A 20,387-nucleotide genomic window follows, 5' to 3' on the forward strand; every position below is an offset into this window, starting at 1 on the left:
GATCCCATACATAAATGTATTCGACTAGGGCAAAATAATTGTCAACCATTCTGAAAAACTCCAAGAAAGGATGAACATTTATGAAAATATGGGTTTGCACGCTGCTTCTGATCTTTATACTTACAGGTTGCAACAGTTCCACACGCAGCGCTTCTCAGGAACCGCATACGTCACATCCAAGAAGCTACGGAGGAAATGTAACAACTCAGCAAGATCAAGGGAAAGGATCTCACATGCTCAATGCACAGGAAGATCGGATGAATCCTTCACGTTTGGATCGTCTCAATGAGAATACAGGTGAAGTCCATGATACCAACATTGCTGATGATGCACAGAGTGGCCGGATGCCAAATGAAAAACGAATCAATCACCTTAAAGCCCTTGCCAAGCAAGTAGAAGGTGTTGAAGATGCGAACTGCGTCATACTCGGTAATACAGCCGTAGTTGGCATCGATGTTGATGGTGAACTGGAACGTGCTCGGGTGGGTACCATTAAGTACGCTGTTGCCGAAGCACTTCGCAAAGACCCCGAAGGTATAGATTCCATCGTTACTGCTGATGCAGATGTCACTGAACGAATTAAAGAGATCGGTGAACATATTCGTCAAGGGCACCCAATTTCGGGTTTTGCTTCAGAACTCGCTGACATGGTGGGACGAATTATCCCTCAACTCCCGAAAGACGTCAAAGTCCGTCAAAATCCGGATGAACACGTGAGTCAAAAACAACAAATGCAGCAGCTGCATTCATCAGACAAAAGACAACAAAAAGCCCAGTGATCTCTCACTAGGCTTTTTTCATGGCAGCAAAAACCTGCTCATCTAATTTCTCAGCAGCACGCTGATCATATATTTTGACATATTGAGGCACAGAGGACAATTGAGCGCCGTAAAACAGAGCATTCCTCACCGCTTCAATGGTAATGTCGAAACAGCACATATTAAATGGAACATCCAGTAGAGGATCTTGTCGTACCGCAGCACGTCCGTTCACTGCGTACACCGTCTCTTCTCCAAAGACAGTAACCGTAATGAGCGGATTAGTAATCATGTTATTCACTAAACGTGAACGATGATCGATCGCTACACGAAAAGTAGAAGCATTCTCCGCATAAATCCAGGAGATGGCTGTTGAAGTCGGACCTCCGGATTCTCCATCCACTGTGCTCAAAAGCACAAAGGTCTCATTCTTGAATTGCTGTAAAAGAGATTCAGTTAATTGTGTGACGGCTTCGGACATTCAACCAGCCCCCTAACCTTCTTTATGCAATTCTTGTACTTGGTTTATGTTATTATAGCATACCGATTAACGTGCTTCCAATCCTAAAAGATTGAAGGTTATTCGCCTGAAGGTGAAGCCGTTACTTTACCTGAAAGTGTATCTTGTAAAGCCTGCTTGGCATTGGCGAGTTCCGTTTCATTAATATACACATATGGACTTCTCCACTCTCCAGTAACCGGAGTATAATGCACATCCGAAGTGGAAATGTTCCAATACGTCGAGATAAAGTTTTTCATTTGTTCCGATTCCACATCTGTCGTCATATTCTTGTCAACTGCACCAATCACTTTGCTGATCTTTGTAATGCCCCCAAGAGATTTCATCTGATCCAGCATGGAGTTCAGCACTTGGTTTTGACGTTTGTTACGATCAAAGTCGTTGGATTCATCAGTCTTCGGATTACAATTGGATTTGCGGTAACGAACAAAATCTAGTGCTGCTTTACCATCGAGATGTTGTGCCCCTGCGACCAGATTGATATCTGTACCATCGGCTGTATCTCTATAACACATATTTTTATCCACAGTCACATCCACGCCACCCACGGCATTAACAGCATCACGGAATGCCTGGAAATTCAGGACGGTTGTATAATTAATATCTACATCCAAATACTTGCCCATCATTTCTTTCATCTGATCCTCTGCATTTTTGCCAGTGGTTTTTTCCTGTGCTTTGAATTTCGGATAATAAGAATTCAGCTTGTTGGATTTGTACCCATCCAATTGAATACGCGTGTCTCGCGGCAAAGATACAATGGTTGCCGTCTTGGTCTCCGGATTCAACGAAGCCACCATAACGACATCCGAGAGATATGTGCCCGTTTCAGGACGGTTATCTGTGCCTAATAACAGCATCGTGATCGGTTTGGTTGTGGCTGACATCCCGGGAGGTACCGGTTTATCGATGCCTGTATCCACGACTTGATTGTATACCCAGTACGTATATCCACCGCCTACCACAATGGCAATAACCAATAGACTTAAAAGGATTCTGCCAAAAGCATTCATTCTCTTTTTCTTCTTAGGCTGCTTGCCCTTGCCATTCTTCGATCCAGAAGCACCGGATTGCGTTGGTGCCTGTCTCCGTGGAGGCAGTCCGTTCGAATTTGAGTTCATATCTTCAACACCTTTATCACATCTGTTTTTGTCTAAATAAAAGACAACCGCTTTCCCTAAGGAAAACGGATGGTCTGTACAAGACAGGATTTATGAGTTTCGAGCGGCAGCTTCCGCTTTTTTCTTTTGACGGCCTTCGATAAAATAACGCACTCTCACTAACAACATCAAACCAACCGCGACCAACAAACATTGAATGATGGGCAGCTTGTCGATCTGAAAAACAAGAAGCATGAATGTGCCCATCGCCATCAAAATATAGAGAACGATTTCCTTACCAAGTGGCAATTTCTGACGTACCCGAAACACCTTGTTATATACGTAAGTAATCAATACAAAGATGACGATGTAGGCTACGATCGGGTGTGATGCGAACCATGCTTGCATGCACAGCCAGCTCCTTTCGTGTTCATGCTAGGATATAAGTTAACGATTGTGAAACCCTTTCGATAACTCTGAGTAAAACACACATCGGAGGTGACCGTTCCGGTATCGGATCGTTCTTTTGATCGCTGTTATCCCCAGATTTTTTTGATCCATTTACTCAATGGTAAAATCCGGGGATAAAGGCGAACGCTTCGCTTCTACAGAATCGATTCCGATCCCTTCACTACTTCCACTGTGCATAACATCGTTAACTTCTGTGTTTCATCAAATGCTAACTTATATAAATTATTTTGTTGTTATTAAGCTTTAGAAGCCATTTTGCGTTGTTTCTCTGCACGTTCGCGCTCTGATTTGTTCAAGATTTTCTTACGAAGACGAATAGATTTTGGTGTAATCTCACAATATTCATCTTCATTCAGATATTCAAGCGCCTGTTCCAACGAGAAGATAATCGGAGTTTTAATTTTAACCGTATCATCTTTACCGGAAGAACGAACGTTAGTCAGTTGTTTTTCTTTGCAGATGTTAACAACGATATCATTGTCACGTGTATGTTCACCAACAATCATACCTTCGTAGATTTCAGTACCCGGCTCCAAGAAGAGCGTACCGCGATCCTCAACGCCCATCATACCATAGAACGTAGATGTACCCGTTTCAGTTGAGATCAACACGCCTTGGTGACGTCCACCCACTTGACCGGATACTACTGGAGCGTAGCTGTCAAATGCATGGTTCATTACACCGTAACCACGAGTCAATGTCAGGAAGTTGGTGCTATATCCGATCAAACCACGTGCTGGAATCAGGAACTCCAGACGAACTTGACCACTACCTGTGTTAACCATGTTAACCATCTCTGCTTTACGTGCGCCCAGGCTCTCCATTACGGAACCCATGCTCTCTTCAGGGATATCAATCAACAAGCGCTCAACAGGTTCCATTTTCTTACCGTCAACTTCTCTTACGATAACTTCTGGTTTGGATACTTGAAGCTCATATCCTTCACGACGCATATTTTCAATCAGGATACCCAAGTGAAGCTCACCACGTCCAGAAACGATAAATGCATCTGGGCTATCCGTTTCGTCAACACGAAGGGAAACGTCTGTTTCCAATTCTTTTAACAAACGCTCACGAAGTTTACGGGAAGTTACCCATTTACCTTCACGACCTGCGAATGGACTGTTGTTCACGAGGAACGTCATTTGTAGTGTTGGCTCATCAATTTTCAGAACTGGCAAAGCTTCCGGGTTGTTAGGGTCGGCAATGGTTTCACCAATGTTGATGTCCTTGATCCCTGCAATGGCAACGATGTCGCCTGCTCCTGCTTCTTCCGTCTCAATACGTTTGAGACCTTGGAAACCAAACAGTTTCTCGATACGTGCAGTTTTGCTCTTACCATCACGCATAATAACCGTTACCGATTGTCCTTGACGGATCACACCGCGGTTAACACGACCAATGGCAATACGGCCAAGGTATTCATTGTAGTCCATCAAAGTAACGAGGAATTGAAGTGGTTCTTCAACATTTTCGGTAGGGTGTGGGATATGACTAACGATGGTATTGTAGATCGCCATCATGTTGTCATCTTGTTTGGCAGGATCATTATCCATGCTGGATGTTCCGTTCAATGCGGAAGCATATACAACAGGGAATTCGAGTTGTTGATCGTTGGCACCCAGTTCAATGAACAGGTCCAATACTTCATCAATAACCTCAGTCGGACGAGCCGCTGGACGGTCAATTTTGTTTACAACAACGATTGGTGTCAGGTTATGCTCAAGTGCTTTACGAAGTACAAACTTCGTTTGTGGCATACAGCCTTCATAAGCATCAACAACGAGCAATACACCGTCAACCATTTTCATGATACGTTCCACTTCACCACCGAAGTCAGCGTGTCCTGGTGTATCCACAATATTAATCAGGTAATCTTTATAAGTTATAGCCGTGTTTTTGGCCAAAATCGTAATACCGCGTTCACGCTCCAAATCGTTGGAGTCCATTACGCGCTCCTGTACCGTTTCGTGATCTCGGTAAGTACCGGATTGCTGGAGCAACTTGTCAACGAGTGTTGTTTTTCCGTGGTCGACGTGGGCAATAATCGCAATATTGCGAATGTGTTCTCTTGAATGCATGTTTTGTATCCATATCCTTTCCAATTTCAAATCATATCTACTTAAACTTCCCGCAATTTCGCAGGTTACTCACAAAATAAGCGTCGGTGATATCCCGACGCATGTCTATATCCCTTATATTATAGTTTATTATAGGTAAAAATCAAGATATTTCGCACGAAAAGACCACTGGGAATGTTACCAGCCTCTCCCTTGACGTCCTCGTCCAAGTAATAACCAGACTCCACCCAAGATCAAAAGGACAGCAAGTACATAGATTATTCCCGTTTGCAGTAGGGTAAATCCGAATAATATGATGGACACCGCACCAAAGATCAAAGCTGCAGGTAACACATATTCCGGTCTTCGTCGTTCAGCCATTCCATATTCGAGTAACCCTATGGCGATCCCAAGCAAGAATGCCGGCCACAGCCTGCTCATAAGTCCAGCGCCCCATGTATTCGTTATACTGAATAAAACACCATACACCGTTAGTATGCCGGCAGGAACGAGTGACCACGATGGTGAAATACGCGCATAATATAACGCATGAAGGGCGATGCCTGGCAGCAGGATCAGCAAAGGCCAGAAATTACGACCAATAAATCCAAACACGCCAAACTTGCCAAGCAGAATAATAATTCCCGCAGCTACAATAAATAGTCCAATCGCTTTTTCATTTCTCATCCTCAATCACCTCTTATACTATGGCTATGTACTTTATTTCTTCATAAACGATACGCATTCCATGCTGACTGTTGTTTTTCAAACCTGTAATCATGCTTCTAGTGTATCCGATGTTTCGGCAAAAAACTATACTCTATGTCGCACTTTGCGTGCGTCCTTTATCTGTATTACCCTAAAATGTGCAACTTATGACCAGCCCAATGATTGTTGCATTGACAAGCGTATCCTCTCACCACAAAACCGCCTAAACCGGACGGTTCAGACGGTCATATGTTCAAGCTTTTATCCAAAATTAAACTATGCGTTCTTCCGCACAAATTTATGTGCGCCTCCAATCGCAACCACAAGACAAGCCATGGCTACGGGTAACAGCGTATGCACCTCTGATGCCATACCTCCCAGCCATTCTCCTAACTCGGGGTCTTTCATCACCATCTCACCTGCTGTGAAAGCCAGAATGCCTGATCCAACGAATACAAGAATCGGAAATCGCTTCAACAAACCAACAATTAACCCGCTCCCCCATACAACAATGGGGATACTGATTGCAATCCCGATGACGATCAAAGCCAAATCTCCATCTGCCAAAGCCGCTATGGCCAAAACATTATCCAGACTCATTACAAAATCCGCGATCAGAATGGTTTGAATAGCTTTCCAAGTCGTAGAAGCTTCTCGAATATGTACCTCATCATCATTTTGAAGCAGCAGCTTTACTGCAATCCAGAGTAGCAACAGACCACCTGCCGCTTGGATAAAGGGAATTCCCAGCAATAATACCGCTACAAAGGTTAACACACAACGCAGCAGTACGGCACCAAAAGCTCCCCACCATACCGCTTTTTTGCGTTGTATTGGTGGCAGATCCTTGCTGGCAAGCGCAATAACAACCGCATTATCTCCACTTAATACCAGATTGATCATTAAAATTTCAGTTAACAGCCATAGTGTATCCATGTCCTCATCCCCCCACATTAACTTGTATGTCAGAGTTGTCCATGCTATTCTTAATGATTGAACCGTATATAAGGAGTGACATATATCATGGAGCTATTTAGTCCCACATTCTGGCTGGCTTTGCTGAACGTTGTCTTTATTGATCTAATTCTGGCTGGGGATAATGCCATCGTCATTGGTCTCGCAGCTCGAAATTTGCACCCTTCCGTGCAGAAAAAGGCGATTCTATATGGAACTGGCGGCGCACTTTTAATTCGAATTTTAGCAACAGTTGTTGTTTTATGGTTGCTTAAAGTTCCGTGGCTCTTGCTTGTGGGAGGCATACTTCTGATCTGGATTGCCTATAAATTATTGGCGGATCAGGGAGATGAACACAATGATGTCCAAGCAGGAACTTCCTTGTGGACCGCTATTCGTACCATTGTGATCGCGGATGCAGCCATGGGACTCGATAACGTGATTGCAGTTGCTGGAGCAGCGCAACAGCATCTCGTGCTTGTCATCCTTGGACTCCTGATTAGTGTACCTATTATCGTCTGGGCAGTACCCTGTTTATCAAGCTAATTAATCACTTTCCTTGGATTATCTATGTCGGAGCCATCGTTCTCGGGTATACGGCTTCCAATATGATCACTGAGGAACAGCGACTCTTGCCTTACTTCACTGAACATCCGGCATTGCGCATTCTATTTATCGTTGTGGTTATTGCAGGTGTAGTCTTTGCAGGTTATCGCAAACGCTCCAGCAGTTCCAGCCACAAGGGATCTGGCGGGGAACAGCAGCGCTCCTATTCGTAGGCTAATTTAAACTAAAAATTTCATCTGAATACAGCAAAGGACTGAACGATATTTCATCGAACAGTCCTTTTTTTTGCAGTTAACATAGCCCTTATTATGTCAGCCATGCTAATTTTTATTTAGTTTAGAACCAATCATCCTTCATGCCATTGTCTTCTGTCTGATTCGTTACCACAGAAGTTTCACCGGCATGCAGTGTGATCGTTTCAGTTTGTTCCACCGCCTGATCCACCCATTCTGACAGATGGCTCATTGTTGATTCTATTTTATCCACAATTCGAAGATTCGGATTGGTTGAAGGTGACTTTGGCACAAAGAGAGTACAGCAATCCTCATATGGCAAAATAGATATGTCATACGTTCCGATCTGTTTGGACAGGGTAATGATCTCCTGTTTATCCATCATAACCAGTGGTCGCAACAATGGCAGATCTGTCGCACGACCAATGACATTCATACTCGGAAGAGTCTGACTCGCTACTTGGCCCAAGCTATCCCCGGTGATTAGTGCGAGTGCCCGCTCACGCTCGGCAAGTTTGGATGCAATTCGCAGCATTGAACGTCGCATCAGCGTAATAATCAGATTATCCTGACCTAGCTGGGTAAATGCCGTTTGGATCTCCGTAAATGGAACCAGATGCAGCTTGATTGTTCCCGCATGATCAGCAAGGGCACGTGCCAAATCAATGACTTTCTCTTTGGCGCGCTCGCTTGTGAACGGGTAACTGTAAAAATGTACACATTCCACTTCAAGTCCACGGCGCATGGAAGACCAGGCTGCCACCGGGCTGTCTATTCCACCTGATAACAGTACCATTGCTTTGCCATTCGTACCCAGTGGAAAGCCACCTACTGCCGGAATGGTTTCGTTGAAAATATAGGTACCCTGATCCCGAATCTCCACTCGCAGTTCAATATCAGGTTGACGAACATCAACACTTAATTGCTGAAACTTCCGAAGGATCGGGGAACCGACCAAATGGTTCATTTCATGGGAAGAGTTCGGGAATTCCTTCCATACCCGCCTTACATTTACCTTAAATGTGGTGCCTTCTTTGAAGTCGTCTTCCCTTTCGTCCATAAACGCAACTGCAGTTTTCACAATCTCATCTAGCTCGGATGGAGTAACTTTAACCGGACTAATCGACATCACACCAAATACCCGCTTCAGCACCTTAATCAGTTCAGTATGTGATTCACCGCCAAGATCCACATAAACACGGCCATATTCTTTGCGAAGGCTCGCTCCTGGATAAGGTTTAAGCAAAGCTTTCACCTGTGTAATGATCGTTTTTTCAAATCGGGCACGATTTTTCCCTTTTAACATAAACTCTCCGAAACGGAGAAGCAGCATATCATAGTTCATATCCATTACATCCGCCTTTCGAGGGGCCGCAACTGCGCCACCATCTGATGTAAAGCCTGTTCAAGCAAGGCTACATCTTCTTCTGTATGTTCATCTCCAAGACTAATACGCAATCCGCCACCAGCACAAGCTGCATCTCTGCCCATCGCAAGTAGAGCCCGACTCGGTTCAGCCGAACGCGAAGAACAGGCAGATTGGGTCGATATGGTTACGCCAAGTTGCTCCAAGGTGTGCAGCGCCACTTCTGCCTTCATCCCGGGATAGGAGAAGTGCACAATATGAGGTGCACCCTCTGTGCGACTGTTCAATTCAAATTCAGGAATAACACGTATCGTTTCCATCAATCGATCACGGAGCACCGTTGTACGCCGGGCAAAATCAACCTGATCTTCTGCTGCCATTCGCATGGCCTTGGCCATGCCTACCAGCAAGGCCACGTTTTCTGTGCCTGCTCTTAGGCCTTGTTCCTGTGATCCTCCTGACAATAGTGGCGTAAGCTCCACTCCACTTCGCACATACAGGAGACCTGCTCCCTTCGGTCCACGAATCTTGTGAGCAGACAAACTGTACAGATCTGCACCCCAAGCAGCAGGTGTCGCCTCCATTTTCCCAAAACCCTGAACACCATCTACATGGAAAAGCACGCGTGGTGCTTTCTTTTTGAGCTGTTTGCCGATCTCTGCAATCGGATGGATGGCTCCTGTTTCATTGTTTACATGCATCAGACTCACAAGCACCGTGTCGGGCCTGATCGCGTCTACAACCTTCTGAGCGTTCACTACTCCATCGGAATTCACAGGAACTAATGTCACTTCCCATCCCCACTGCTGCAATTGCATAAAACTTTCGTACACCGAGGCATGCTCGGTAGCCGTAGTGATGATGTGTCTGCCTCGTGACTGATAACGTAATGCCGCACCTTTTATCGCGAGATTATTACTCTCGGTCGCACCAGAAGTAAATACAATCTCTTCAGGCTTAACGCCGATTGCAGCAGCACAGCCGGATCGAGCACGACGCAGCAACTGATCGGCACGCTCTCCATAGCCATGGATGGAGGATGGATTACCGAATTGTGTCTCCATAATTTCGGCCATCGTACGAATTACATCCGGATGGGGAGGTGTGGTTGCAGCATAATCAAAATATTTCAAATGAGGTTAGACCTCCCTTATCTCTTCGTTCATGAACCTACAGTGAGCATTGTAACACGATACCCGTACAACACAAAAAGACCAACCGGGAACAGGCGTTTTAAGCGCTTCTGCTCCCACATTTGATCTCATCCTGCCTATCATGTGTTTTCGCAAATGTCTATCTTTGAGTTTTAGATCACATATTTCGACTGTGCCTTCTCCACCTTGGAGATATAATTCTGAGTTTCGGAAGGCAAACGGTTAAGTACACTCATCAGTTCGCTATCACTCGACACGCCTAGACGTGAAACACGGCCCGGTCCTGCATTATACGCGGCAAGTGCCATCTTCACTTCTCCACCGAAACGCTGGAGCTGAAGGGAAAGATACTTCGTACCCGCATCAATGTTCTGGGCAGGGTCAAATGAATTACTCACACCCAGCCCTGCAGCCGTGCCATCCATTAATTGCATAAGCCCCTTTGCACCGGCGGAGGACACGACATTTGGGTTGAAATTGGACTCTGTGTCAATGACGGCCTTGATCAATGATTCAGGAACACCGTACTTCGCACTTGCCTCGGCAATTAAAGATTCATAATCCGTAGGTACAGATGCACCGGAATTCACGATTCCTGTATTGGATGAAGATAATAAAGACTCAACGATGTTATTGGAGACAGAGGACGATCCTGCCGTATTTATATCTGGATTGTACGTGCTTCCGAGTTGCAGCCACAACAGACCATCACTGGATCTTTTGGAGACCGTCGCGGTGGAATCTGTATTGCTCGTCGTATTGGCACCCGTACCTAACAGCCCGTCCATCACATTGGCGAAATCCACTGTTGAACCAGCATTCGATTGTGATCCACTGGTTTGGTTATTCAAATTGGACAATTGCAGTTCCAACAACTGCCGCGATCCGTTTGGATCAATCTGCATGAGTTATACCCACTCCCGTATAATTAAGCGTATTATGACCTTATTCTACATCGTTTTACAGCAAGGTTCCATTGTTTTCATAAAAATAGTTGAACCTCTCCACATAACCTGCGCATATACGAAAAAATCCTTCTGTAATTCACCGCAAATGGGTGAGAACAGAAGGCTTTTGAATGAATCATTTTACACGTTAGCGAGCGAATGGAATCATGAAAAAATAACTCAGCGTAGCTACAACACCCAGTCCAATGGACCAGGCTCCTGCTGTCTTACGACCATTCACATAGGCATAGTAACCCAGTACGGCTGCGGCCGGTCCAAGTACGATTGACCACATGAACAAAGACGCGATCCCGAAGGCAAGTCCCATGTAACCCGCAACCTTACCTGTTGATTCCATGACACGGTCTGCCTCATGCTTCTCAGGTACAGGCTCTGCCCGTTCGGTACCTCCAGTTCTTACGACAGTCGGAGGAGCGACCTCTGCCCCGTATTCTTCGCGATGTACTTTTCTTGGATAATCGACACGCATACGCTGTTTTTCACCGTCAACCTTGGTTTCAGGGCGATCTTGAAAATTAAACTTATTATCGTCATTTTTCATTGGGAAGCACCTCCGTTAAGAATAGGGATGACTGCTCACTTGGGTTTAAACGTGTGACAGCATGTTGCAGAGGATGTGCGTGCGTGATCATGGTGATCGGAGTCAAATGTCTCACCGGCAAATTCCTCATGCAGACGACGGGTGGCATGTTGGTCAATGTCAATCATGATGGCATCAGCGTGGCAGAAGTTGTTCTCTCCCCAAAAGTTGCAGTTGGAGACGCTGCATTTGACAATTGGCTTGTCTTGGCTCATTTTTATCACCTCGACTACTATTGTCTCCTCGCCACAAACCTGATATTCCCCGTCAAAATGCCAGATGATGACATGATTACACCTCGTCTGATTCTCACTAAAAACACAAAAAAACCGCCACAAGGGCGGTTTCGTCCAATTTCATATTCAGGTTTAAACGTTAATTAGGCGTGATTCCGTTGATTTTGCATACGGCGCTGAGTCAGGTAATCACTTTCATAATATGCCAGATCATCGCGCAATTCTTCGTACGTTTTGGAAACCTCCAGAATAACATCCCGTACTGCACGGATTGGCTTATCACGGAAACGAATGGCATCTTGTCCTGTGTAAGCGTATCTTCCGTCTTCGGAATAACATTCATTTTTGGGATAGAAAAAGCTGTTTACGCATTGGTGATACGTATTATAAAGAGCCTTTTCGGCAAAATCGACATCAAAGTTGGCACGACGCAGCACAACGCCAAGTTTTTCGTAAGAAACTTCAGAAAAAACGAGTAAATGACGGAGATCTGAAAGAAATCCTTTGTAGAAGACTGTTGATTCTTCCGTCTGATTCTGATCCAGTTCAGGCAAAGCATTCTCATTCAAAAATTTTTCAATCCGATCGATAGCCGGTTTTAACTTTTCCCTAGTTGACTCACATGTTTTCTGTACATTGGCTGCTGACATAAAGGTAGCTCCCCCTTAAATAAGTCCTTACATATAGGTCGGCCAACGGTGGTTTTCCCCTGACCTTTCAATTCTCAGCTATAATCCTACCATAAAAAGTTGACGAGCGGTATACCTTAATCATGCTTTCCGTTTCTGCCATTGAACATGCCTATTATACGCAGTCAGACTCGAACTCGTTTGCATAAAACGTTCCGCTTTTTCTAACGATAGATATAACCAGTGACAACGATGAAGCACGGTTAACGATTGTTCAAAATGAACGAAGGAGGTTCCATCCATCATGTCCAGACCGAAATGGATTAACTGGGCCCTTGCAGCTGGTGCGGGAGCACTCGCCCTGACGCTTTTGCTCCCAACATCCAATCGTCAAGAACCTAAGCCTAGTGCGCTGTCCGACTCTGCTCATGAAGAGCATACAAGTAAGCAACGTCTGAAAGTACAGGATGTCAAAGCAACAGATCTCTTGACCCGCATGGACGCCAAGCAACATCTAAGTATCATGCTGGAGAAAACCGCCACAATGAATGCTGCGCAGGTTAGCCGATATGTGAATGATCTCCAAAGTTCACATGAACATATCAGATCCATTCATCTCATGAATACCAATGGCTCTTTTGACAAGCCCTTTGATCAAGCCACCTCACAAGGAAGCAAGTTGGAACAACAGAAGCTTCAACATTCGCTCAACCTTGCCAAAAAAGCGGTAAAAAAACGTCAAAGTTTTGAGTCCTCTTCTTTTCCTTTGGGAAAAGAAAAATATTTTGTGATGGGACAACCCTCTAAAGATGGCAAAAGAGCTGTAATTGCCTTGTTCAGCCAGAACGTATTAAATGCTGTTGAACAACATCAGCGCAAAAATCTGCGCATGATCCCTTATCCGCGTGAGGGTAAATTCAAAATTGAGTCTGTTCACCCTGATACGCTTAACGAAATTACAGTGAAGACCGGACATGATAATGCAAATGCCAGTCATTTTTACGAAAATGAAATCGTCATCCGTTTTCGCCAAGATCCCGGTGAACGGGATATGCGTATCATTAAATCCGATCTGAGAGCGCAATCTGCGCGCAAGCTGGGATACACGTATGTTTTTCGGTCAGAACACATGAGTTACAAACAATTGCATAGTTATTTCGAAAGCAAGTGGAATCCACTTTATATGGAGCCCCACTATATGTATTTAACCAATGATACTGTAACTGAACAAACCGATGTAACGATACCCAATGACATTTTGTTCTCCGATTATCAGTGGAACCTGCCTGCGATTGAGACAAACAGAGGTTGGAATATTACCAAGGGAAACAAAGATGTCATCGTAGCAGTAGTTGATACGGGGGTTGATATGAATCATCCTGACCTGAAGGGCAAGCTCCTTGAGGGTTATAATGTGGTCGAGCCGGGAAGCAAACCGATGGATGATGTGGGACATGGCACACATGTCGCAGGCATTATCGGCGCTATTGTCAACAATAACGAAGGCGTGGCAGGCATGAGCTGGTATAACAAGGTACTACCGGTTAAAGTACTCGACAACTCAGGTTCTGGTACCACGTATGCCGTTGCTGAAGGCATCATCTGGGCAGCCGATCATGGAGCCAAAGTTATCAACATGAGTCTGGGCAATTATGCTGATGCGCAATTTCTTCATGATGCCATTAAATACGCTTTTGACCGGGATATCGTTCTGATTGCAGCCACGGGGAACGATAATACAGAGCGTCCAGGATACCCTGCTGCTTATCCGGAAGTATTTGCCGTATCTGCTACGGACCCGGATATGAGCAAAGCTTCCTATTCCAACTACGGGGACTATGTGGATGTGATGGCTCCGGGGTCCAGTATCGCCAGTACCTACCCAAACAATCAGTATGCGGCCTTGTCTGGAACGTCCATGGCCAGCCCTCATGTAGCCGCACTTGCAGGTTTGATTCGTTCGTTGAACCCCGACTTGACTAACACGGAAGTGATGGATTTGATGCGCCAAAGTGTTATTGACCTCGGTGATCCGGGTCACGACAAGTATTTCGGCTATGGCCAAATCGATGTCTATAAGGCACTGCAAGCCGCATCAGGCAACAGCGCTCCTTTGCAATTCTGGCCGCAACATGTCAGACAACAAATGGATAATACGATGAAAAAGTATACGCAGTAAGCGTAATGAAGATAATCTGTAAAAAATACAAAAGCAGCTGCGCCCCGGGGCGTACGCTGCTCTTTTGGTTTATATCCAATTCCCCGGGGCACCCGCTGCAATTAGCGCTTGCGAGAAGATGTGCGGGCTTTACTTGATTTTTTCACGGATTTTTTCTTCGGATTATGGCTGGATACATAACAAGGGTCTTCTTCTTTGACAACAACAGGATACATGTGGTGATGAATCGGAACACAGTGATGTTTTTTGATCACTTCAATCGGGTGGATGACAGGCACGATTTGTGGGATGTAATAATCCTCAACAACCTGGATCGGGTCACATACAATCGGGCAAAGCGGTGGACAGTAATGGTTCATTTCAAAACCAACTCCCTTTCTGGTGATACTATAACCTATTGCAACAGATCGAAAGTGGATTGGATGTATGTCCATAGTCCGAAAAATTATATGAGCGGTAGCCTGTCCGCCACTGTCCCACCCTGCCCAGGTGTAACTCTGTCAATGACTTGGCACAGTACACGAAGTCCTTCACACAAAAGCTCAACATTTGTTACGGTGAAGCAAATACGCAGACTTGGTGTATCCATCTCTCCTACATAACAGGCGGAACCCGGGAGGAAAGAGACCCCTGCAGCAAGTGACTGATGATGCAACTCACGCATATCCAAGTTACTCGGAAGTTGGAGCCACAGATTGAGTCCTCCCTCTGGCAATCGCCATTGCATGCCCATAGTAGCATGCTCTTCCAGCACTTCAGATGCTGCGCACAAGCGAGAATACAATTCATCCCTCAATCGGGATACATAGACACCGTACTGATTCTGAATAAAAGATTGCAATGCCTTTTGTGTAAGCAGCGGACTCCCCAAATCCGCCGTAGATTTCGCAGCCACAAGCCGGGTCAATACACTTCCGTCTGCAATGGCGCAGGCTATACGGCAACCAGGAGACAGCACCTTGCTGAAGCTTTTGATATATACGACATGACCTGTCCCATCCATCGATTTAATGGATGCCGGAGGAGGGTCCCGAAAATAAAGATCTGCAAACGGATCATCCTCCAGAATGAGGCAGTGGTAGCTTTGCGCGAGATTCAAAAGCTGTGCTCGCCTTCTTGCACTCATCGTGATACCTGTTGGATTGTGATAGGTCGGGATCGTATAGATCAGCTTGGGCGGATAGGTATCACATAACCGGGTCAACAGATCAATACGCATGCCTTCGTCATCCATCGGGACCGTAATGATCTTCGCGCCTCTACTCGTAAATACATCAATAGCTCCGGTATAGCTTGGTGCCTCCATGTATACAACATCCCCAGGTCCGACAAAAGTCCGTGCCACAAGATCGATCCCCTGCTGAGCACCACTTGTAATTAACATGCGTTCAGGTGCAGCCTGTAGTCCACGCTCGGCAAAATGTTCGGCCAAGATCTGTCTAAGCTCACGATCCCCCTGAAAAGATCCGTAAGCTGCCATACGCTCTGTATGATCAGAGGAGAGTCGGTAGGCGCTGTCGATAATCTCTCGTGTAGGCAACAGTTCAGGCTGAATCGCTGACATATGAAGTTCATACCGCACTTGAGGTGACGTATCAAAATGTCTCCAGAGCTGCGCTCGCGGTAAATAATCCACCAGTGCCATCTGCCAATTCCATGACGTACCGGATTCACTGTTGGCATTGTTTCGCTGCGTTCGGTCCACATCCTCCATCTGATCCACGTTCAATGTACCTCTCACATAACAACCTTTCCCCTGGGAGCAGGTGATCAATTGAATCGCTTCAAGTTCAGCATACGCTTTGGATACAGTGACCAGGCTGACACCCAAATCCGCGGTCATTTTACGAACAGATGGAAGTCGGGTTCCGGGTTCAATGAGTCCTGATCGGATGCGATCGGCAATCGTTAGCGCAATCTGCACGTACAATTTGGTACTGCTTCCCCGCTTTAATTCAATATGCATATGTGCTCCCCCAACTGTTATGATCTTCATTTTACTGTTATAGTGTAGTCCGTCTATTATAGTTTATAATATCAGTATAACAGTGAATAACAGGAGATGAGAATAACATGAGTATCCCTTGGTCCAAAATGGCACAAAACACCCCGTCCTCTGTCGTTCGCGACATGCTCCAGGCCGCTCAGGCACCTGGAATGATCTCACTAGCCGGTGGATTACCAGCCCAGACTTCATTCCCGCTGGAAGCCATCCGCGTTGCATATGAAAAAGTATTTATGAGCGGAGCAGCCGCTCTTCAATATGCGGAGACTGAGGGTTACCGTCCTCTTCGCGCCAAAATCGCTGAACGTCTTGAATCCAAGGGCATTCCCGCTTCACCCGATCACATGCTTCTCACTACGGGTTCACAGCAATCCATTGACTTGGTTTGCCGCATCCTTCTCGACCCGGGTGACCGCGTATTGGTTGAATCACCAACCTACCTCGCTGCTCTGCAAGTCATTCATTCCTATCAGGCTGAATCTCACGGCGTAGCTTGTGATGATCACGGCATGTTGCCTGAATCTCTGGAGGAACAGCTCCAGTTGCATCGTCCAAAACTTGTCTATATTAATCCCACGTTCTCCAATCCTACGGGAAAAGTATGGTCACGAGAAAGAAGACAGCAGGCTGTGGATCTGTGCCGCAAGTACGGCGTACTTATTCTGGAAGATGATCCCTATGGTGAAATTCGGTTTAATCCGGAGCAATTGGATGTCCCTGCTCTCGCAGAACTGGATGCAGTATCCTATGACGGCTCTTCCAATGTTATCTACACCAGTACATTCTCTAAAACGGTAGCACCTGGCCTTCGTACGGGATGGATTCTGGCCGCTCCCGATATTGTCAAAATGGCAGCACGAGCCAAACAAGGTGCCGACTTGCACTCCAGCAGCATTGACCAAAGAGCGCTTCATGCACTACTCGAATCTTTCGATCTGGATGCACATATCCGCCATATTTCAGAGGATTACGAAAAACGCATGAGAACACTGACTACTCTTATGGCAGCCAAAGCATGGGAAGGTATCTCGTGGAATTCACCACAAGGTGGCATGTTCTTGTGGCTGCAATTGCCTGAAGGCATGCTTGCAAGCAATCTGTTCACTTACGGTATCCAGGAGAAAGTGTGCATTGTGCCAGGTGATTCTTTCTATGCAGGTACACCGGAGTTAAACCGCATGCGGATCAACTTTACTCATACGGACCCTGAGCTCCTTCCGGAAGCCGTGGAAAGAATGGATCGCGCCATCCAACGATGGCATGCTTCCTTAACATCGGACAGTGTTGTTACACTGTAATGAACTGTCATAAACGTTTGACTATTCCATTAGCGTATGAAGGTTAATAACTTGATATGAGAAACAAAAATAAGGCGGCAGGCCCGAGAATCTCGGAACTGCCGCCTTATTTTTATAGAACCTGCTATCAACAGGAGTTATGTTTTTTTAGATGTTCATGGGTCCTTTCTGATCAGTCAGGTCATCGGATGATTCATACGAGTTGTCCTCGACTGATAGATGGACTACATTGTGTTGTGTTGTTGTTGCAGTTAGGAAAGCTTACCGTAAGCCGGGTTCTGTGCTCTTCGTGGTTCATACGGGAACTACCCTCCCACCAGAAGCGACAATCATCTATCTAGGCCATACATTGCTGCACAGCTCAAGCGACCAACCTAGACACACCTCGGGCTAAGGCTGCCTCCTCCGAAGAGGGGACTGTGTCCCATTAGGTCTTGCTCCAGATGGGGTTTACCAGGAACGAAGTCACCAGCGTTCCTCGGGGTCTCTTACACCTCGGTTCCATCCTTGCCTGTGCCGGAAAATCCGGCCATCGGCGGTCCATTTCTGTGGCACTATCCTTCAACTCGCGCTGACTGGACGTTATCCAGCATCCTGCCCTGTGGAGCCCGGACTTTCCTCTCGTGGCAACAAAGGCCACCAGCGATTGTCTGTCAAGCTTTCCGAACAACATTACATAGTATACAGGCATTTGAGTTCCCAGACAAGCTTAATATTACTGGGAATCACACAGCAACTGTCTTTTTAGATAAACCGGAATACCTCCGTATTGACCTCTGAAGCTGTAACTTGCGTATCATATCGTTTTTCTTCCAAACGGGAACGAAGCCAATCGGCCGTTTTTGGTTTCATAATCTTCTCGGAATTATGTCCCGGGTCGATGATACACATACCTGCCATTAACGCATCATGAGCCGTGTGATAATCAATATCTCCGGTCACAATAACATCCGCACCTTTGAAGCGGGCAGTGAGCGCATAACGGCTGCCAGATCCGCCAAGAACCGCTGCTTTTTTGATCTGCTTGTTCAGATCTCCTACTACACGGACATGAGGCACATTGAATTGGGTCTTCACGACCTCCACTAGCTCACCTAATGTCTTAGGCTCCCTAAGGGGTCCCAAGCGTCCCAGGCCGAGCGTACGGCCTTTTAAATCCATGGCATAGAGGTCATAGGCCACTTCCTCATACGGATGAGCCTTAAGCATCGCCTGAACGACCTTACTTCTCAGACTTTGGGGTACGATGGTCTCAATACGCATTTCTTCCACACGTTCCATCTGCCCTTGGGTACCGATAAACGGTTGAGTCCCTTCACCAGGTACAAATGTTCCTGTACCTTCCGTGTTAAAGCTGCACTTGTTGTATTGACCGATACTCCCCGCTCCGGCTTCCAGAATGGCCTGAAGAACCTGCTCATGATGGGTACGAGGCACAAAGACAGCCAGCTTGTACAGATGATCTGTGTGTACATCTTCCAGTGATTCTTTACTCTCGATGCCAAGTGCCTCGGCCATCCAGTCATTCATACCACCCTCGGCCACATCCAGGTTTGTATGACTGATATAGACAGCAATATCATGCTTAATCAGCTTTTCATACAATTTACCCATAGGTGTATCTGTACTCAGTGACTTAACCGGACGGAAAATGATCGCGTGATGAGCAATAATCAGGTTGGCTCCGACGCGAATCGCTTCGTCCACCACTTCATCCGTCACATCCAAAGCTACTAACACGTGACTGATTTCTTTTTGCAAACTGCCGAGCTGGAGACCAATGCGGTCATCCGGTACAGCCAGATGTTTGGGAGCGAGTTGCTCCATCAGTTGAATTACAGTTTGACCTTTGGCAAACATGCCAAAACCTCCTTCAAGTTTGCGATAAGACGCTCTACCTCAGCCGCCTTGTCCCGGGAAGAATCCTGATCGGATTTGGAGATGGAGTTAACAACCCCCTGCAGTTTGACGATCTCATTTTCCCATTTGGAAAAAAATACATCCGTCGGTCGATCAACCAAATAAGGTCCCATCCGCAGCAGCAAATCTTCCGTCAATTCTGTCCCGCCTTGAAGCGGACGTGCACGATACACCTCTACATTGGCAATCGGGCTTACAGATTGTGGCATCGCCGTTATAATCTCATAAATCTTGCCATCTTCTTCGAGCAACTGTTCTGCTACAACCACCCAGTGATGCTCCAGTAACCAGCGTCTGAGGATATCCTCACCCACATTTGGTTGCAAAATAAGTAACTGGACTCCTTCCAGTTTGGATATACCTCGGTCCAAAATAGAGGCAATCAAGGCGCCGCCCATGCCTGCGATGGTGATGACATCCACTTCACCCGCAGAGATCACATCAAGACCGTCTCCACGACGCACCGTGATTTTTTCTTTCAAGCCAGCATCGCTGACTTGTTTGCATGCAGCATCATAAGGGCCAGGATTGACTTCACCGGCTACTGCACTTGCAGCTTTCCCACTGCGGATTGCGGCTACTGGCAGCAACGCGTGGTCTGAACCGATATCAGCCATGCGGCTGCCATCGGGAATTTGATCATGTATTTGCTGTAATCGATTCGAAAGTTTCATGAAGCAC

The 20,387-nt window shown here is 46.1% G+C and carries 19 protein-coding genes, 1 other RNA gene and 1 pseudogene; 4 read left to right on the plus strand and 17 right to left on the minus strand.

The window, feature by feature from the left end:
* Positions 1-80 precede the first annotated feature (80 nt).
* Positions 81-779: a YhcN/YlaJ family sporulation lipoprotein gene (locus F0220_RS21215; protein ID WP_091014038.1), complete on the plus strand. Its 699-nt coding sequence runs from the start codon at positions 81-83 to the stop codon at positions 777-779.
* Positions 780-786: 7 nt separating this feature from the next.
* On the opposite strand, the gene F0220_RS21220 is transcribed toward F0220_RS21215, so the two are convergent.
* The 6 genes from F0220_RS21220 to F0220_RS21245 form a co-directional block, all read right to left on the minus strand.
* A complete protein-coding gene (locus F0220_RS21220; protein ID WP_105599717.1) occupies positions 787-1,239 on the minus strand; it encodes a pyridoxamine 5'-phosphate oxidase family protein in 453 nt (150 codons plus the stop codon).
* A 98-nt stretch (positions 1,240-1,337) separates the two neighbouring features.
* Complete coding sequence (locus F0220_RS21225) at positions 1,338-2,399, minus strand: LCP family protein (protein WP_105599718.1); 1,062 nt, start codon at positions 2,397-2,399, stop codon at positions 1,338-1,340.
* A gap of 90 nt (positions 2,400-2,489) precedes the next feature.
* Positions 2,490-2,786 (minus strand): YlaH-like family protein, encoded by a 297-nt coding sequence (locus tag F0220_RS21230; RefSeq protein ID WP_079349632.1) that lies wholly within the window; start codon positions 2,784-2,786, stop codon positions 2,490-2,492.
* Between the two features lie 299 nt (positions 2,787-3,085).
* Positions 3,086-4,930, minus strand: a complete 1,845-nt coding sequence (gene typA, locus F0220_RS21235; protein ID WP_036614992.1) for a translational GTPase TypA — start codon at positions 4,928-4,930, stop codon at positions 3,086-3,088.
* A gap of 177 nt (positions 4,931-5,107) precedes the next feature.
* On the minus strand, positions 5,108-5,602 hold the full coding sequence (locus F0220_RS21240) for a hypothetical protein (RefSeq protein ID WP_091014032.1): 495 nt from the start codon (positions 5,600-5,602) through the stop codon (positions 5,108-5,110).
* Positions 5,603-5,893: 291 nt separating this feature from the next.
* Complete coding sequence (locus F0220_RS21245) at positions 5,894-6,553, minus strand: TerC family protein (protein WP_149846757.1); 660 nt, start codon at positions 6,551-6,553, stop codon at positions 5,894-5,896.
* Between the two features lie 87 nt (positions 6,554-6,640).
* Between F0220_RS21245 and F0220_RS21250 the strand changes: the two are divergent.
* Positions 6,641-7,350, plus strand: a pseudogene (locus F0220_RS21250) (TerC family protein).
* A gap of 124 nt (positions 7,351-7,474) precedes the next feature.
* Here the strand turns inward: F0220_RS21250 and thiI are convergent.
* The 6 genes from thiI to F0220_RS21280 all read right to left on the minus strand — a co-directional run bounded on the left by thiI (position 7,475) and on the right by F0220_RS21280 (position 12,325).
* Positions 7,475-8,716, minus strand: coding sequence for a tRNA uracil 4-sulfurtransferase ThiI (thiI, locus tag F0220_RS21255; RefSeq protein ID WP_105600016.1), 1,242 nt, complete (start codon positions 8,714-8,716; stop codon positions 7,475-7,477).
* 5 nt (positions 8,717-8,721) lie between these two features.
* Entirely contained in the window at positions 8,722-9,870 is a 1,149-nt protein-coding gene (locus tag F0220_RS21260; RefSeq protein ID WP_105599720.1) for a cysteine desulfurase family protein, read from the minus strand.
* A gap of 173 nt (positions 9,871-10,043) precedes the next feature.
* Positions 10,044-10,796 (minus strand): lytic transglycosylase domain-containing protein, encoded by a 753-nt coding sequence (locus F0220_RS21265; RefSeq protein ID WP_105599721.1) that lies wholly within the window; start codon positions 10,794-10,796, stop codon positions 10,044-10,046.
* 190 nt (positions 10,797-10,986) lie between these two features.
* The gene (locus F0220_RS21270) at positions 10,987-11,400 is read right to left on the minus strand and encodes a hypothetical protein (RefSeq protein WP_181155479.1); all 414 of its coding nucleotides are present in this window, start codon (positions 11,398-11,400) and stop codon (positions 10,987-10,989) included.
* Positions 11,401-11,435: 35 nt separating this feature from the next.
* The gene (locus F0220_RS21275) at positions 11,436-11,654 is read right to left on the minus strand and encodes a DUF1540 domain-containing protein (protein ID WP_074095869.1); all 219 of its coding nucleotides are present in this window, start codon (positions 11,652-11,654) and stop codon (positions 11,436-11,438) included.
* A 164-nt stretch (positions 11,655-11,818) separates the two neighbouring features.
* Positions 11,819-12,325: a YpuI family protein gene (locus F0220_RS21280; RefSeq protein ID WP_091014020.1), complete on the minus strand. Its 507-nt coding sequence runs from the start codon at positions 12,323-12,325 to the stop codon at positions 11,819-11,821.
* Positions 12,326-12,608: 283 nt separating this feature from the next.
* Here F0220_RS21280 and F0220_RS21285 point away from each other — a divergent pair, with 283 nt between their 5' ends.
* A complete protein-coding gene (locus tag F0220_RS21285; RefSeq protein WP_105599723.1) occupies positions 12,609-14,483 on the plus strand; it encodes a S8 family peptidase in 1,875 nt (624 codons plus the stop codon).
* Between the two features lie 101 nt (positions 14,484-14,584).
* On the opposite strand, the gene F0220_RS21290 is transcribed toward F0220_RS21285, so the two are convergent.
* Entirely contained in the window at positions 14,585-14,842 is a 258-nt protein-coding gene (locus F0220_RS21290) for a hypothetical protein (protein WP_076211601.1), read from the minus strand.
* A gap of 86 nt (positions 14,843-14,928) precedes the next feature.
* Positions 14,929-16,449 (minus strand): MocR-like pyridoxine biosynthesis transcription factor PdxR, encoded by a 1,521-nt coding sequence (locus F0220_RS21295; RefSeq protein WP_091014013.1) that lies wholly within the window; start codon positions 16,447-16,449, stop codon positions 14,929-14,931.
* A gap of 107 nt (positions 16,450-16,556) precedes the next feature.
* Here F0220_RS21295 and F0220_RS21300 point away from each other — a divergent pair, with 107 nt between their 5' ends.
* A complete protein-coding gene (locus tag F0220_RS21300; RefSeq protein WP_091014010.1) occupies positions 16,557-17,786 on the plus strand; it encodes an aminotransferase-like domain-containing protein in 1,230 nt (409 codons plus the stop codon).
* 252 nt (positions 17,787-18,038) lie between these two features.
* On the opposite strand, the gene rnpB is transcribed toward F0220_RS21300, so the two are convergent.
* From rnpB to F0220_RS21315, 3 genes are all read right to left on the minus strand, one after another.
* An RNA gene (rnpB, locus tag F0220_RS21305) (RNase P RNA component class A) lies at positions 18,039-18,448 on the minus strand.
* A gap of 82 nt (positions 18,449-18,530) precedes the next feature.
* Complete coding sequence (locus F0220_RS21310) at positions 18,531-19,646, minus strand: Nif3-like dinuclear metal center hexameric protein (RefSeq protein ID WP_105599724.1); 1,116 nt, start codon at positions 19,644-19,646, stop codon at positions 18,531-18,533.
* Positions 19,622-20,380: a tRNA (adenine(22)-N(1))-methyltransferase gene (locus F0220_RS21315; RefSeq protein ID WP_105599726.1), complete on the minus strand. Its 759-nt coding sequence runs from the start codon at positions 20,378-20,380 to the stop codon at positions 19,622-19,624. Before F0220_RS21315 ends, F0220_RS21310 begins: the two co-directional genes overlap by 25 nt.
* Between the last annotated feature and the right edge of the window lie 7 nt (positions 20,381-20,387).

Source organism: Paenibacillus sp. 37 (assembly GCF_008386395.1).
Classification (GTDB): domain Bacteria; phylum Bacillota; class Bacilli; order Paenibacillales; family Paenibacillaceae; genus Paenibacillus; species Paenibacillus amylolyticus_B.

Excerpts from the sequence above, each read along its gene's own strand:
- F0220_RS21215 (WP_091014038.1), top strand. The coding sequence starts at position 81 with ATGAAAATATGGGTTTGCACGCTGCTTCTGATCTTTATACTTACAGGT.
- F0220_RS21220 (WP_105599717.1), bottom strand. The coding sequence starts at position 1,239 with ATGTCCGAAGCCGTCACACAATTAACTGAATCTCTTTTACAGCAATTC.
- F0220_RS21225 (WP_105599718.1), bottom strand. The coding sequence starts at position 2,399 with ATGAACTCAAATTCGAACGGACTGCCTCCACGGAGACAGGCACCAACG.
- F0220_RS21230 (WP_079349632.1), bottom strand. The coding sequence starts at position 2,786 with ATGCAAGCATGGTTCGCATCACACCCGATCGTAGCCTACATCGTCATC.
- typA (WP_036614992.1), bottom strand. The coding sequence starts at position 4,930 with ATGCATTCAAGAGAACACATTCGCAATATTGCGATTATTGCCCACGTC.
- F0220_RS21245 (WP_149846757.1), bottom strand. The coding sequence starts at position 6,553 with ATGGATACACTATGGCTGTTAACTGAAATTTTAATGATCAATCTGGTA.
- thiI (WP_105600016.1), bottom strand. The coding sequence starts at position 8,716 with ATGAACTATGATATGCTGCTTCTCCGTTTCGGAGAGTTTATGTTAAAA.
- F0220_RS21265 (WP_105599721.1), bottom strand. The coding sequence starts at position 10,796 with ATGCAGATTGATCCAAACGGATCGCGGCAGTTGTTGGAACTGCAATTG.
- F0220_RS21270 (WP_181155479.1), bottom strand. The coding sequence starts at position 11,400 with ATGAAAAATGACGATAATAAGTTTAATTTTCAAGATCGCCCTGAAACC.
- F0220_RS21275 (WP_074095869.1), bottom strand. The coding sequence starts at position 11,654 with ATGAGCCAAGACAAGCCAATTGTCAAATGCAGCGTCTCCAACTGCAAC.
- F0220_RS21280 (WP_091014020.1), bottom strand. The coding sequence starts at position 12,325 with ATGTCAGCAGCCAATGTACAGAAAACATGTGAGTCAACTAGGGAAAAG.
- F0220_RS21285 (WP_105599723.1), top strand. The coding sequence starts at position 12,609 with ATGTCCAGACCGAAATGGATTAACTGGGCCCTTGCAGCTGGTGCGGGA.
- F0220_RS21290 (WP_076211601.1), bottom strand. The coding sequence starts at position 14,842 with ATGAACCATTACTGTCCACCGCTTTGCCCGATTGTATGTGACCCGATC.
- F0220_RS21295 (WP_091014013.1), bottom strand. The coding sequence starts at position 16,449 with ATGCATATTGAATTAAAGCGGGGAAGCAGTACCAAATTGTACGTGCAG.
- F0220_RS21300 (WP_091014010.1), top strand. The coding sequence starts at position 16,557 with ATGAGTATCCCTTGGTCCAAAATGGCACAAAACACCCCGTCCTCTGTC.
- F0220_RS21310 (WP_105599724.1), bottom strand. The coding sequence starts at position 19,646 with ATGTTTGCCAAAGGTCAAACTGTAATTCAACTGATGGAGCAACTCGCT.
- F0220_RS21315 (WP_105599726.1), bottom strand. The coding sequence starts at position 20,380 with ATGAAACTTTCGAATCGATTACAGCAAATACATGATCAAATTCCCGAT.